This window comes from Streptomyces sp. NPDC091271 (assembly GCF_044757505.1).
Taxonomy (GTDB): domain Bacteria; phylum Actinomycetota; class Actinomycetes; order Streptomycetales; family Streptomycetaceae; genus Streptomyces.
Window position 1 is genome coordinate 354,158 of the sequence record NZ_JBIVVD010000007.1, and the last position, 15,007, is coordinate 369,164.

Here is a 15,007-nt window from a genome sequence, read left to right on the forward strand (position 1 = left end):
AACTTGAACGAGAGGACCGTCGTGCACCACTCACGTCTGGCCGAGACACCCATCGCCATCGTCGGGTTGGCCGGCCTGTTCCCCCAGTCGCGCAACGTGCGCGAGTTCTGGCACAACATCGTCGACGGCAACGACTGCATCGAGGACGTACCGGACACCCACTGGAACCTCGACGACTACTACGATCCAGACCCCACGGCCGAGGACAAGACCTACGCCCGGCGTGGCGGGTTCCTGCCCGAAATCGCCTTCAACCCCATGGAGTTCGGCCTGCCGCCGAACACCCTGGAGGTCACCGACATCCTCCAGCTCCTGTCGCTGACCGTCGCCCGCGACGTCCTGCGCGACGCGGGCACCGAGGGCTCCGGGTGGTACGACCCGACCCGCACCGGGGTCATCCTCGGCGTCACCGGCGCCAACTCCCTGACGCAGCCGCTCTCCGCACGGCTCCAGACGCCCGTCCTCAAGGAAGTGGTCCGCAGCGTCGGACTGAGCGAGGCCCAGGCCGAAGAGGTCGCCGAGCGCTTCAAGAAGGCCTACATCCCGTGGGAGGAGAACTCCTTCCCCGGCATGCTCGGCAACGTCGTCGCCGGCCGCATCGCCAACCGCTTCGACCTCGGCGGCACCAACTGCACCGTGGACGCGGCCTGCGCCAGCGCACTCGCCGCTGTCAAGCTCGCCGTCAGCGAGCTCGTCGAAGGCCGATCCGACCTGATGATCACCGGCGGCTGCGACGCCGAGAACACGATCCTCATGTACATGTGCTTCAGCAAGACCCCGGCGTTCTCCAAGAGCCAGATCATCCGGCCCTTCGACGAGTCCGCCGACGGCACCCTGATCGGCGAGGGCATCGGCATGCTCGCCCTCAAGCGGCTCGCCGACGCCGAGCGCGACGGCGACCGGATCTACTCCGTACTGCGCGGCATCGGCACCTCGAGCGACGGCCGATTCAAGAGCATCTACGCCCCGCGCGCCCAGGGCCAGCAGCTCGCCCTGCGCCGCGCCTACGAGGACGCGGACGTCCCCGCCGGCTCCATCGAGCTCTTCGAGGCGCACGGCACGGGCACCGCCGTCGGCGACCACACCGAGCTGTCCGCCCTCGGCTCCTTCGTGGCCGAGGGGCAGGACGCCCGCGGCTACGCCGCCATCGGAAGCGTCAAGTCCCAGATCGGGCACACCAAGGCGGCGGCCGGCGCGGCCGGACTGATCAAGCTCTCGCTCGCCCTGCACCAGAAGGTCCTGCCGCCGACCATCAACGTCGAGCAGCCCAGCGCCGCCGTCGACCCCGCCGAGACCCCGTTCTACGTCAACTCCCAGGCCCGGCCCTGGATCGCCGACCCGGGCCGCGACAAGCGGCGGGCCGCCGTCTCCTCCTTCGGCTTCGGCGGCACCAACTTCCACATGGTCCTGGAGGAGCACGACACCACCGGCGGCAAGGTGCTCGGCCCCGTCGCCCGCACCGGCCTCTGGCACGCCGCCGACCCCGAGGCCCTCGTCCGGCGCCTGGAGCAGGGCGCGGCACCCGACCCGCTGGGGTGGGTGCCCGCGGGCGATGCGCGCATCGGCATCGTGGCCGGCTCGGACGAGGAGTTCGAGACACTGCGCGCCACCGCCGTCGAGCTGCTGCGGGCCAAGTCCGGCGCGGACGCCTGGCAGCACCCCAAGGGGATCACCTACCGGCGCTCCGGCGTCCCGGCCGGCACGAAGTCCGCCGCGGTCTTCGCGGGCCAGGGCAGCCAGTACGTCGGCATGGGCCGCGAGGCCGCCCTCGCCGTCCCGCCCGTGCTCGCCGCGTACGACAGGGCCAACCGTCTGACCGCGGGGGCCGAGACGCTCGGCCGCGTCGTGTTCCCGCCGCCGGCCTTCGACGACGCCACGCGCAAGGCCCAGGAGGAGTCGCTGCGGCGCACCGAGTTCGCCCAGCCCGCGATCGGAGCGCTGTCCGCCGGACAGTTCGCCTGGTTCAAGGAGCTCGGGTTCGCCCCCGACGGTGTCATCGGACACTCCTTCGGCGAACTGACCGCCCTGTGGGCGGCCGGCGTCCTCGACGACGACGGATTCACCGAGCTGGCCCGCGCCCGCGGCCTCGCGATGGCCCCGCCCGCCGACGCCTCCGGCTCCCACGACCCCGGCGCCATGGCCGCCGTACGCGGCGAGCTGAGCGCGGTCGAGGCACTCGTCGCCGGCTACCGCGACGTGTCGGTCTGCAACATCAACGCCCCCGGACAGATCGTGGTCGGCGGCCCGACCGCGGAGATCGACCGCCTCGTGGCGGACGCCGCGAACGGCACGATCCCCGCGAAGCGGCTCCCCGTCTCGGCGGCCTTCCACACCCGGTTCGTCGCCCACGCCGCCGACGCCTTCCGCGAGGCGGTCTCGGGCGTCGCCTTGAACGCCCCGCGCATTCCCGTCTACGCGAACACCCCGGGCGCCTCCTACGGTGCCGACCAGGCCGAGAGCCGCCGCACGCTGGTCGACCAGCTGCTGCGGCCGGTCGCCTTCGCCGACCGCATCGAGGAGATGTACGCCGACGGCTTCCGGGTCTTCGTGGAGTTCGGCCCCAAGCGGGTCCTCTCGGACCTCGTGGACCGCGTTCTCGAGGGCCGCGAGGGCGTGCGGACCCTCGCGGTCGACGGCGGCCCCGCCAAGGACGGCGAGCTCGCCCTCAAGCGCGCCGTCATCGAACTGGCGGTCCTGGGCCTCCCGGTCTCCGGCATCGACAACCACAGCGCCGAGGTGCCCGAAGTGCCTGCGGGCAAGGGCATGGCGATCCCGCTGCGAGGCATCAACTACGTTACGGAGGCCCGCCGTTCGGCGTACCGCGACGCGATCGCCGAGCCCTCGCGCGAGGCGACGCCGACGGCGCAGCCGGCCGCCCAGCCGGCTGCCTCGCCCGTGTCCGAGCCGGTGACACAGTCGGCGGAGGGCGGTGCTGAGGTTCTGACCGCGGTGGCCCGAGAAGGGCTCGACCTCCAGGCCGAGATCCTCGACGCGCACGTCGAGACGATCCGCGAGGCGGTGAAGACCCTCGAACTGTCGGTCCGTTCCGGCACCCACCCCGACGCCGACGCGGCGCTGCGGCTCATCGAGCAGCACGGTGCGTCGATCACGTCGGCACACGAGCGCGCGACGCGGCTCCTGATCGACGCGCTGAAGAGCGAGGAGGCACCTGCGGCCGCGCCGGTCGAGCCTGCCGTTGCTCCGGTGGTGGCGGAGCCTGCGCCTGTACAGGCCGAGACCTCTCCGGCGCCTGCCGCTCCCGCTGCTCCGGTGGCGGAGGTGGATGCTGCGGTGTTGGGGGCGCTGCTGGAGGTGGTGGCGGAGAAGACGGGTTATCCGGTGGAGATGCTGGAGCCGGGTATGGATGTGGAGGCCGACCTGGGCATTGACTCGATCAAGCGGGTTCAGATCATGGGGGCGCTTCAGGAGCGTTTCCCGGTCTCCGATGAGGTGGATCCGGAGCGCATGGGTGAGCTGCGGACCCTGGACGACATCGCCGGCTTCCTGGCTTCCGCCTCCGGTGCGACCGCTTCGGGTGAGCCTGCTGCCGCCCCAGCTGCCGCTGCTCCCGCTCCCGCTGCTCCCGCTCCCGCTGCTCCCGCTCCCGCTGCTCCCGCTCCCGCTGCTCCCGCTCCCGTCGCTCCTGCCGCTCCTGTGGTGGTGGAGTCTGCCGTCTCTGCGCCGTCCGACGAGGTGAACGCCGCTGTGTTGGGGGCGCTTCTCGAAGTCGTGGCGGAGAAGACGGGTTATCCGGTGGAGATGCTGGAGCCGGGTATGGATGTGGAGGCCGACCTGGGGATCGATTCGATCAAGCGGGTTCAGATCATGGGGGCGCTTCAGGAGCGTTTCCCGGTGTCGGGTGAGGTGGATCCGGAGCGGATGGGTGAGCTGCGGACGCTGGACGACATCGCCGGCTTCCTGGCCTCGGCCTCCGGTGCGACTGCCCCGGTTGCACCTGTCACCGCTCCGGCCCCTGCTGAGCCGGCTCCGGCCGTCGCTGCTTCCGTGCCCGTGACTGAGGTGCCTGCTGCTTCTGGCGAGGTGGATGCCGCTGTGTTGGGGGCGCTGCTGGAGGTGGTGGCGGAGAAGACGGGTTATCCGGTGGAGATGCTGGAGCCGGGTATGGATGTGGAGGCCGACCTGGGGATCGATTCGATCAAGCGGGTTCAGATCATGGGGGCGTTGCAGGAGCGTTTCCCGGTGTCGGGTGAGGTGGATCCGGAGCGGATGGGTGAGCTGCGGACGCTGGACGACATCGCCGGCTTCCTGGCCTCGGCCTCCGGCGCGACGGCTCCGGCCGAGCCTGCCGCCGCTTCCGTCCCCGCTGCTCCCGCTCCTCTTGCTCCTGCCGTCTCTGCGCCGTCCGACGAGGTGAACGCCGCTGTGCTGGGGGCGCTGCTGGAGGTGGTGGCGGAGAAGACGGGTTATCCGGTGGAGATGCTGGAGCCGGGTATGGACGTCGAGGCCGATCTCGGGATCGATTCGATCAAGCGGGTCCAGATCATGGGGGCGCTCCAGGAGCGGTTCCCGGTCTCGGGTGAGGTGGATCCGGAGCGGATGGGTGAGCTGCGGACGCTGGACGACATCGCGGGCTTCCTGGCATCCGCGTCCGGTGCGAGCGCGCCTGCTGAGCCCGCTCCCGCCCCCGCTCCTGTGGTTGCGGAGTCTGCGGTCTCTGCGCCGTCCGGCGAGGTGAACGCCGCTGTGTTGGGGGCGTTGCTCGAAGTCGTGGCGGAGAAGACGGGTTATCCGGTGGAGATGCTGGAGCCGGGTATGGACGTGGAGGCTGACCTCGGGATCGATTCGATCAAGCGGGTCCAGATCATGGGGGCGCTCCAGGAGCGGTTCCCGGTCTCGGGTGAGGTGGATCCGGAGCGGATGGGTGAGCTGCGGACGCTGGACGACATCGCCGGCTTCCTGGCCTCCGCCTCCGGTGCGGCCCCAAGTGGTTCGGCCGCAGAGAGTTCCGGCCCCGCCGTGGAGTCCCCCCTCGTCATCACCTACCCCCAGGCGGACGGCGTGGGAAGGACCTTCGCGGCCGTACGCGAACTCCCCGCGGTCTGCCGTGTCGTACGGGCCTACGCGGAGCAGCCCGTCGCCCTCGTCCTCGACGACGGGTCGACGCTGACCCGGCCGCTGGTGGCCGGTCTGCGCGCCGACGGCTGGAGGGTGGAGGTCGTCGTACTGCCGGGCGCCACCACATCCGCGGGTGAGGCCGACTCCGTCCGCCCGCTCCGTACGTGGGACGAGAAGGAGCTCGCCGCGGCTGTCACGGCCGAACGGCTCGACCTGGTCGTGCAGATGGCCGCCGAGGCCGGACAGGAGTGGACCGAGGCGGCACGCCGTCTGGCGCACACCGTCCTCGTCGCCAAGCTGACCCAGGGCCCGCTGAAGGCAGCGGCCGGTGACCGGGCCGCGTTCGTCGCGGTGACCCGGCTGGACGGAGCCAACGGCTACCGCGGCAGCGGCACCGGATCCGCCCTCCTCGGCGGTGTGAGCGGACTCGTCAAGACGCTGGCGATCGAGGTCCCCTCGCTTTTCACGCGCACCGTGGACTTCGCTCCGGGTCTGGACGACCGCACCGTCGCGGCACGCTTCCTGGACGAGATCCACGACGTGTCGGCCGACCTCGCGGATGTGGGTGTCGACCCGGAGGGACGCCGCACGATCGTGCCGTCCGCCGAGCCGCCGGCCGCTCACGTGACGGCCGTACAGGAGATCGGCGCCCGGGATCTGCTCGTCGTCACCGGTGGCGCCCGCGGCATCACCGCGGACTGCCTCCAGGCGCTCGTGCAGGCCCGCCCCGTGGGTCTGCTGCTGCTCGGCCGTAGCCAGGTGACCCCCGAGCCCGAGTGGTCGGCGGGTGTCGACGGCGCGGCGCTCAAGGGCCTCATCGCCAAGCGGATCACCGCCTCGGGGGAGAAGGCCACCCCGCGCGGTGTCGAGGCCGTCTACCGCGAGCTGACCGGCAGCCGCGAGATCCAGGCCAACCTCGACCGGCTCCGGGGGACCGGCGCCACTGTCGAGTACCTCGTGGTGGACATCACCGACGCCGCCGCGGTCCGGACCGCTCTCGCTCCGTACGCCTCGCGTGTCACGGGTGTCGTGCACGGCGCCGGTGTCCTGGCCGACCGGCTGATCGCGGACAAGACGCCGGAGGAGATCGCCCGGGTCCTCGGTACGAAGATCGTCGGCCTCGGTCACGTGCTGGACGCACTCCGCGGCTCGGCCGACCTGCGTCACCTGGTGTTCTTCTCCTCGGTCGCCGGATTCTTCGGCAACCGGGGCCAGTCGGACTACGCCGTGGCCAACGAGGCGCTCAACCGTCTCGCGGTGCGCCTCAGGCAGGAGCTGCCCTCGGCGCGCGTGACCTCCGTCAACTGGGGTGCGTGGGACGGCGGGATGGTCACCGACGACCTGCGCCGGATGTTCGCCTCGCGTGGTGTGGCGCTGGTTCCGGTGGCGACGGGTGCGGGCATGTTCGCCGAGCAGTTCACCGCCGCCCGCGGCCAGGACACGGTCGTCGTCGCCGGGCCGCTCACCCCGCTGTCCGCTCCGCCGGCCGAAGGCTCCCCGGCCTCGCCGACCCTGCTCGTCGACCGTACGCTCGCGGACATCTCCGCAGACCCCCTGCTCGCGGACCACACGATCGGCGGCAAGCGGGTGCTGCCCGCCACCGCCGCGCTCGGCGCCCTCGTCAACACCACCGAGAGGGTGACCGGCAAGCAGGTCACCGAAGTGTCCGCGTTCAAGGTCTTCAAGGGCCTGGTGATGGACGCGGCGGAGGGTGAGGGAGCCGACGCCTCACGGCTGCGGCTGTTCATCGAGCCCGGACCGGCCACCCGCCCGCACGCGATCGAGGTACTGGCCTCCGCGGTGGACGACGCCGGACGGAGCAGGCCGTCGTACGGGGCGAGCCTCTCCACGGACGTGCCGCCGATGCCCGCGGACCGTACGGACCTCGCCCGTGCCGCGCGTGCGGCGACCCGTACGGACGCCGCTCCGCTGTACCGGGACGGCACGCTCTTCCACGGTCCGGCGCTGCGCGGGATCCGTTCGGTGCTGGTCGCGGAGGAAGGACTGCTGCTGCTCGGCGCACGGCTCGGTGACGGGCGGCCGGCCCGCGGTGCCTACCACGGCCGGTTCCACAGCCCGGTCATCGCCGATCTGCTCCTCCAGTCCGCGCTGGTCTGGGTGCGACGGTTCCGTAACCGCGCCTCCCTGCCGATGGAGATCGGCAGCGCCCGCTTCCACGCGGAGCTCCCCTCCGACCAGGAGTTCCTGATCGCGGTGGAGAACGTCACCTCCGGGCCGAGCGGCATCAGCTGCTCCATCACCGCGCTCGACCGGGAGGGCCGTGTGCTCCAGGTCCTCGACGGTGTGGTGGTCGTGGAGGACCCGCAGCTGGAGGGCAAGTTCGGAGCGGCGGAAAGGACCGGGACCGCCGCCGTCTCCGTCTGACGGCGACCGGGCGGGTCCGGCCCCGGCCCCCTCCGGGGCCGGACCCGCCCGGTACCTCCCGGGCCGCACGGGCCCCGTGACCGACGGGACGCCGGTCCCCTGGTGACCCGGCCCGTACCACCCCACTCCCGACCCCTGACTCCCGAACCGAACCATGCGGACACCCGGAGGCTGACCCAACCATGGGCAAGTACGCGATCGTCGGCCTGGCCTGCCTCTTCCCGGGGGCCGGGACACCCGACGACTACTGGCGCAACCTGATCGAAGGTGTGGACTCACGCACCGACGGGGACGACCGTGTCTTCGGGCACGCCCCGGAGGCCCGGGAGACCGACCCCGAGGACAGGCACCGCATCTACTGCACCAGGGGCGGTTTCCTGGACGAGTACGACGAGCGTGCCGCAGGACTCGACCCGAAGAACTACCGCCTTCCCGCCGACTATCTGGCCGGCCTGGACCGCTCGTTCCACTGGGCGCTCCGGGTGGCCGGGGACGCGCTGGCCGACGCGGGCCACCCCCCGACCGCGGACGGCCGGCAAGGACGGAGGACCGGGGTGGTGTTCGGGAACTACCCGTTCCCCACCCCGGCCTCCGGCCGCTTCGCCGGTGAGCTCTGGGACTCCGCCGTGGCCGACGGTCTCGCCGAGGCCGGTCTCCCCGTGCCCGACGGCCTGATCACGCCCGGCGCCCCGGACCCGTCCGGTGCGGTCACCGCGCACAACCTCTGGGCGGGCGGCATGCCGGCCCGCGTCGTCGCGGCCGCCCTGGGCCTGGAGGGCCCGAGGTTCACCCTCGACGCCGCGTGCTCCTCCGCGCTGTACGCGCTGAAGCTCGCCTGCGCCCATCTGGAGACGGGCCGGGCCGATCTCATGCTGGCGGGGGGCGTCTGCGCACCCGACCCGACCGTCATCCACCTGTCCTTCTCCGACCTGCGCGCCTATCCGCAGGACGGCTTCAGCCAGCCCTTCGACGCCCGCTCCCGGGGCATCGTCACCGGGCAGGGGGCTGCGATGATCGCGGTGAAGCGGCTCGCCGACGCCCGGCGTGACGGCGACCGCATCCACGCGGTGATCGACGCCCTCGCCCTGACCAACGACGGCCCCGGCAAGCACCTGCTCGCGCCGAACGAGGCCGGTCAGCTCGCCGCGTACGAACTCGCCTACCGGGAAGCCGGGGTCGACCCGTCCGCGATCCAGTACCTGGAGTGCCACGCCACCGGTACACCCCTCGGTGACAGCACGGAACTCGGCGGCGCCGAGGCCTTCTTCGGCCGCGGCCCGCTGCTGGGGTCCGTCAAGGCGAACATCGGCCACCTGCTGACCGTGGCCGGCATGTCCAGCCTCCTCAAGGTCGTCCTCTCGCTGTCGCACGGTGTCATCCCCCCGACGATCGGCGTGGAGCAGCCGCTGCCCGGCACGATCGCGGACCGGGTCGTACGCGAGGCCGTGCCCTGGCCGGACCCCGCCCCCGGCGCGCCCCGCCGCGCGGGAGTCTCCGCCTTCGGCTTCGGCGGTACGAACGCCCACGTCGTCCTCTCCGCACCGGAGACGCCGGAGGCACCGGAGACGCCGGCCGCACCGGCCACCGCGGCCGCACCGGAAGCGCCCGCCGCCCCCACCGAGCCGCCCCCGCTCGCCGTGATCGGCATGGGCGCGCACTTCGGCTCCTTCGCCACCCTGGACGAGTTCGAACGCGCCGGCTACGAGGGTCTCGTCGGCGTACGCCCCCTGCCCGAGCAGCGCTGGCGCGGCTTCGAGACCGTGGAGGGCGGCCCCCTGGACCGGGCAGGTCTCGGCGGGGACGCGGCTCCCCGGGCGGCCTACATCGAGGACTTCGAGGTCGACACCACCTCGTACCGCATCCCGCCCAAGGACCTCGCGCACTTCAACCAGCAGCAGCTGCTGCTCATGCGTGTGGCCGAGGAGGCGCTGCACGACGCGGGGTTCGAGCGCAAACGCCCCGGTGGCAAGGCCGGTTCCGCCGCACGGCGGGTCGGCGTCGTCATCGGCATGGAGATGGAACCCAGCGCGCACGGCCACGGCTCCCGCTACGAGCTGGGGCGCAAACTGACCGAGTGGTGCGCGGCGGCCGGCGTCGACCCGTCGCCGCAGCAACTCGCGGAACTGACCCGGGCCGCGCGGGACGGCGTCCACGACTCCATCGAGCCCAACGAGGTCCTCAGCTACATCGGCAACATCATGGCGAGCCGGGTCTCCTCGCTGTGGAACCTCACCGGCCCCTCCTTCACTCTCTCCTCGGACAGCGCCGTCGGCGTCGAGGCGCTGGACGTGGCCCGGCTGCTGCTCCTCGACCCCACCGTGGAAGCCGTCCTGGTCGGCGCGGTCGACCTCGCCGCCGGACCGGAGAGCACCCTCGCCCGCGAACTGCTCGAACCGGGCACCGTACGGGACGGGCTGCGCATCCTGGGGGAGGGCGCGGGCGCCGTGGTCGTCACCCGGCCCGACGCCGTCCCGCAGGGGCGCAGGGTGTACGCCACCGTCGAGTCGATCGCGGTGCACCACGCGCCGGACGTCACCCCCGCCGCGAGCGCCGAACTCGTCGAACGCGCCGCGGAGGACGCGCTCGCCGCCGCCGGAATCGGTCCGTCGGACGTCGAGCTGGTGGAAGCCGGCGGAGCGCATCCCGCGGAGCTCGACGGACTCGCCCGCGTCTGGAGCGCCGAGCGGGCGGGCGGCGAGCTGCGTACCGCCCTCTCCTCGGCCCGCCGGGCCGTGGGCGACACCGGGTGCGCCTCCGGACTCGCCGCTCTCATCCGGGCCGCGCTCTGCCTGCACCACGCCTACTTCCCCGTGGCCCCCGAGGGGGTCGCGGCGGACCGGACCGAGGGCTCCGCCTTCTTCCTGGCCGCGGACTCCCGGCCCTGGCTGCGTTCCCACCGCGAGGGCAGACGCGCCGCATCCGTCAGCGTCGTCGGCGCGGCAGGCAGCCACGCCCACCTCGTGCTCACCGGCGGTCAGGTGCGCGGTGAGATCACCGAGGCCGACTGGACCCGTTCCGGCGGGGGAGTGGTCGTCCCGGTCGGCGCGGACGACTTCGACGGACTGCTGCGGCGGCTCGGCGAACTCCGTACGGCCATCGGTGCGGACATCGGTGCGGCCGAGGCCGGAAGCGACTGGCGGACGGACTTCGCGGACCGGCCGGCGAAGGTCAAGGCCGTGCTCGTCGCGGACGACCAGGCCGGCCTCGTCCGGCAGATCGACCAGGCGCTCAAGGACCTGCCCGGCGTGTGGAGTTCCGGCGGCGAGTGGTCCTCGCCGTCCGGGAGCTGCTTCACCGCCAGGCCGATCGGCCCCGACTCCAAGGTCACCCTGGTCTTCCCTGGGGCCTTCAACTCCTATCTGGGCCTGGGGCGTTCGATGTTCCGCGCCTTCCCCGGGCTGCTTCCCCGCTTCGAGGCCCAGGCCGAGCTCCCCGCCGACCTCCTGCGCAGCGCGGCGCTCTACCCCCGCTCCCGGGAGCCCCTGGGGCGGCGAGAGCTGATGCGCATGGAGGGCGAGCTCGTCGAGGACATCCCGCTGATGCTGGCGGCCGGCACGAGTTACGCGCTGCTCTCCACGGACCTGGTGCGGGAGGTGCTCGGCGTCCCCGTGCACGGAGCCCTCGGATACAGCCTGGGCGAGAGCAGCATGCTCTTCGCCACCGGAGGGTGGGTCAAGAGCGCACGCGGGGACGAGAAGATCAGCGCCTCGCCGCTCTTCGACGACATGCTGCGCGGGCCCAAGCGCACCGTGCGCGCCCTGTGGAACCTGGCCGACGAGGTCCCGGACCCGCAGGTCTGGGCCACCCACGTCCTGCTCGCACCCGCCGACGACGTACGGGCGGCACTGCGCCGCTACGACCGGGTGTTCCTCACCCACGTCAACACGCCGCAGGAGGCGGTCGTCGCGGGCGACCCGCAGCAGTGCCGCGACCTGATCGCCGAACTGGACTGCCGCAGCGCCCGCTCGCCCGCCAACCACGTGATGCACTGCCCGGTGGTGGACGGGGTCCTGCCCGAGCTCGCCGACCTCAACCGCTACCCGACCGGCGACGTCGGGGGCCTGGTCCTCTACAGCAGCCGGCACTACGCGCCGGTGACGGACTTCGACGCGGACACGGTGGCCGGGAACATCGCGGTCACCCTGCGCGAGACGGTCGACTTCCCCCGGCTGGTCCGGCGTGCGTACGACGACGGCTACCGCTGCTTCATCGAGGTCGGCCCGAGCAGCACCTGCTCGCGGTGGATCCACGAGACCCTGGGCGACGAGCCGCACCTCTCGGTCTCGGTGGACCGGCGGGGCGCCCGCGGGGCGACCGACATCGCCCGGCTGGCGGCCCGCCTCGCCGCCCATGGCATCCCGGTCGACCTCAGCGCCTTCGCCCCCCTTCCGGACAGCCGTCCGGACCGCTCGCCCGGTCTGCGGGCCTTCCTGGCGGGCGGCGCACCGGTCCCGCCGCTGGTGGCCTCCGCAGCGGCCCCGACAGTGGCCGCGCTGCCGCGGAGTCAGGCCCCGGCCTCCGTGCCGCGTGTCCCGGTTCCGCGCACCCCGGCCCCACAGGCCCCGGTGGCCGTTCCGTCCGCGCTCGCCGCTCCGCCCGTCGTGCCTGCCGCGCCGAGCGCCCGGCCCGCCGCCGCTCCCGCCACCACCCCCACCGCCCCGCCCGCCCGTCCTGCCGCGCCGGTCGCGACGGTCGCGGCGCACCCCGACAGCCCGGCGGAGGCCACGACGGCCCTCGTGGCCCAGGGCTCTCTCCTCGCCGATCCGGCGCCCGGCACGGGCGCCGAAAACTCCACGGAATGGGACACCGCGATGCCGACCCACCCCTCCGCGCAGCCGCCGACGCCGTCCCTGGCGTTGGAAAGGGAGCCCGTCACGATGATTCCGGCCGGTGCCCAGGTGCCGCCCGCGAACGCCCCCGAGCCCCCGCCGGCGGGCGCCGTGTCCGGTACGCCGCAGCCGGCTCCCGCGAGGAGCCAGGCGCTCACGGGCGACGAGACCGCGGCCGTGCTGGTGCGCGGGCTCCGCAGCGAGATGCTGGAGGCCCACCGCGAGGTGCTCGCGGCCCAGCGGGAGCTGCGCGACCAGCTCGTCTCGCTCCTGACCGAGGGGGGCACCCCGCCGCCCCGCCCGCCCAAGCCCGAGGGCGTGATCTGGGACGAGCACGACCTCCTCGAATTCGCCACCGGCAAGGTCGGCAACGTCTTCGGCCCCCGTTTCGCGGAGATCGACGAGCACCGCCGCCGTGTCCGGCTGCCCGCCCCGCCCTACCACTTCGCGACCCGGGTCACCGCCCTGGAGGCCGAGCCGGGAGAGTTCAAGCCCTCCTTCATCCGCACCGAGTACGACGTACCGGTGGACGCCTGGTACGCCGTCGACGGTCAGGTCCCCCCGGCCGTCACCATCGAGGCCGGCCAGTGCGACCTGCTGCTGATCAGCTACCTCGGCGCCGACTTCACCAACCGCGGTGACCGCGTCTACCGCCTGCTCGACAGCAGTCTCAGCTTCGTCGGAGACCTGCCGCGCGTCGGCCAGACCCTGCGATACGACATCTGGATCGACCAGTTCGTGCGGCAGGGGGACACGCTCCTGTTCTTCTTCCACTACGACTGCTACGCGGACGGGGAGCTGATCCTCAAGCTCAACAACGCCTGCGCCGGCTTCTTCACCGACGAGGAACTGGAGAGCTCCCTCGGCATCCTCCAGGCCAAGGTCCGCCCGCCCGTCGGCGACGGCACGTTCACCGGGTCCAGCTCCTTCAAGCCGCTCGCCCGCACCGAGCGCACCGCGCTGGGCCCCGCCGACCTGGCGCGTCTCGGCGAAGGCCGGATCGCCGACGTGTTCGGGCCGGGACACGCCCAGCCCGCCGGCTGCAACACCTCGCTGAGGCTCCCCACCGAGCGGCTCCGCATGGCCGACGAGATCACCGTCCTGGACCGCAAGGGAGGCCCCGCAGGACTCGGGCGCATCGAAGCCGTCAAGCATCTGGTGCCGGACGGCTGGTACTTCACCAGCCACTTCCCGGACGACCCGGTACTCGCCGGTTCACTGGTCGCGGAGGGCGCCGTCCAGCTCCTGGAGGTGTACGCGCTCTCCCTCGGGCTTCACCTGTCCTTCCCCGACGCCCGCTTCCAGCCCGTCCCGGACCTGCGGACCGAGGTCAAGGTCCGGGGGCAGATCACGCCGGAGCACGAGAAGATCGAGTACCAGGTCGACATCACCTCCCTCACCCTGGTGCCGCGCCCCGCCATCACCGCCGACGTGGTCGTGCTCCGCGACGGCAAGCCGTCCATCGGCGTCAGCGGGCTCGGCATCCGGCTGGTGGAGAAGCCGGGCGCGCCCTACCGCCCCGAAGCCGGGGGGACGGTCCCGCACTTCCTGGGCCGGCTGAGCCCCGCGAGCGGAAAGCCCGCGCTGCTCAGCGAGTTCCACATGGCCCACGCCGCCAAGGGCGACCTGGCCACGGCCATGGGACCCGAGTTCGAGGTCTACGCCGACAGCCGCGCCCCGTACATCCCCAACGGCGACTTCCTCTTCGTCGACCGCGTCATGGAGCTGGAGGGAACCCGGGGCGTCCTCAAGCGCGGGGCCGTCATGGTCACCGAGTACGACTCCCCGGACGACGCCTGGTACTACGACCACAACGGCCACCCGCACATGCCCAACTGCGTTCACATGGAGTCCAGCCTCCAGGCGGCCATCCTCCTCGGCTACTACCTGGGCGCCACCCTGCCCTTCCCCGAGGAGCAGTTCAGCATCCGCAACCTCGACGGCCGAGCCACCCTGGTCAAGGACGTCGATCTGCGCGGCAAGACCATCCAGCACCGGTCGACGCTGCTGTCCAGCGACCAGATGCCCGGCTCCATCCTGCAGAACTACAGCTACGAACTGTCCGCGGACGGCGAGGTCTTCTACCGGGGCGAGTCGCTCTTCGGCTACTTCAGCGCCAAGGCCCTGGAGAACCAGGTCGGCCTGGACAAGGGCAAGCACGTGGCGCCCTGGATCGACCGCCAGGCCCGGCGCCCGGAAGCCCGCCGCGTCGACCTCGACGCCTACCGGGCCGCCGAGGCGTCCCGTCCCGGGCCGCGTATCGGCCGGGACCACCTCGACCTCGTCCAGTGGGTCGACATCGTGGCCGGCGGCGGCGACCACGGCCGCGGCTATCTGCGCGGACACCGCACGATCCGCCCGGACGACTGGTACTTCTCCTGCCACTTCCACCGTGACCCGGTGATGCCCGGTTCGCTCGGCGTCGAGTCCCTGCTCCAGGGCCTCCAGGTCTACGCCGTGGAGACCGGCCTCACCGACGGCCTCGTCAACCCTCGCTTCGCCCTGCTCTCCGAAGCCGAGACGACCTGGTCCTACCGGGGCCAGATCCTGCGCGACGACCCCGAGATGGAGTTCGACGTGCACATCAAGGAGGTGCGCCGCGCACCGGGCCGGATCCAGCTGGTCGGCGACGCGAGCGTCTGGAAGTCCACCCTGCGGATCTACCACCTCGGTGGCATCGGCATCGAGATCCACCACGACCAGGCCTGATCCCGCGT

2 protein-coding genes are annotated in these 15,007 nt (G+C 72.5%); both read left to right on the forward strand.

Annotated elements, in window-relative coordinates; genetic code table 11:
* Positions 1–21 precede the first annotated feature (21 nt).
* Entirely contained in the window at positions 22–7,461 is a 7,440-nt protein-coding gene (locus ACIQM3_RS28740; protein ID WP_401629222.1) for an SDR family NAD(P)-dependent oxidoreductase, read from the forward strand.
* A gap of 182 nt (positions 7,462–7,643) precedes the next feature.
* The gene (locus ACIQM3_RS28745) at positions 7,644–14,999 is read left to right on the forward strand and encodes a beta-ketoacyl synthase N-terminal-like domain-containing protein (RefSeq protein ID WP_401629224.1); all 7,356 of its coding nucleotides are present in this window, start codon (positions 7,644–7,646) and stop codon (positions 14,997–14,999) included.
* Positions 15,000–15,007: the final 8 nt, after the last annotated feature.

Bases quoted from the DNA above. Each gene is read 5' to 3' on its own strand.
- ACIQM3_RS28745 (WP_401629224.1), top strand. From the start codon at position 7,644: ATGGGCAAGTACGCGATCGTCGGCCTGGCCTGCCTCTTCCCGGGGGCC.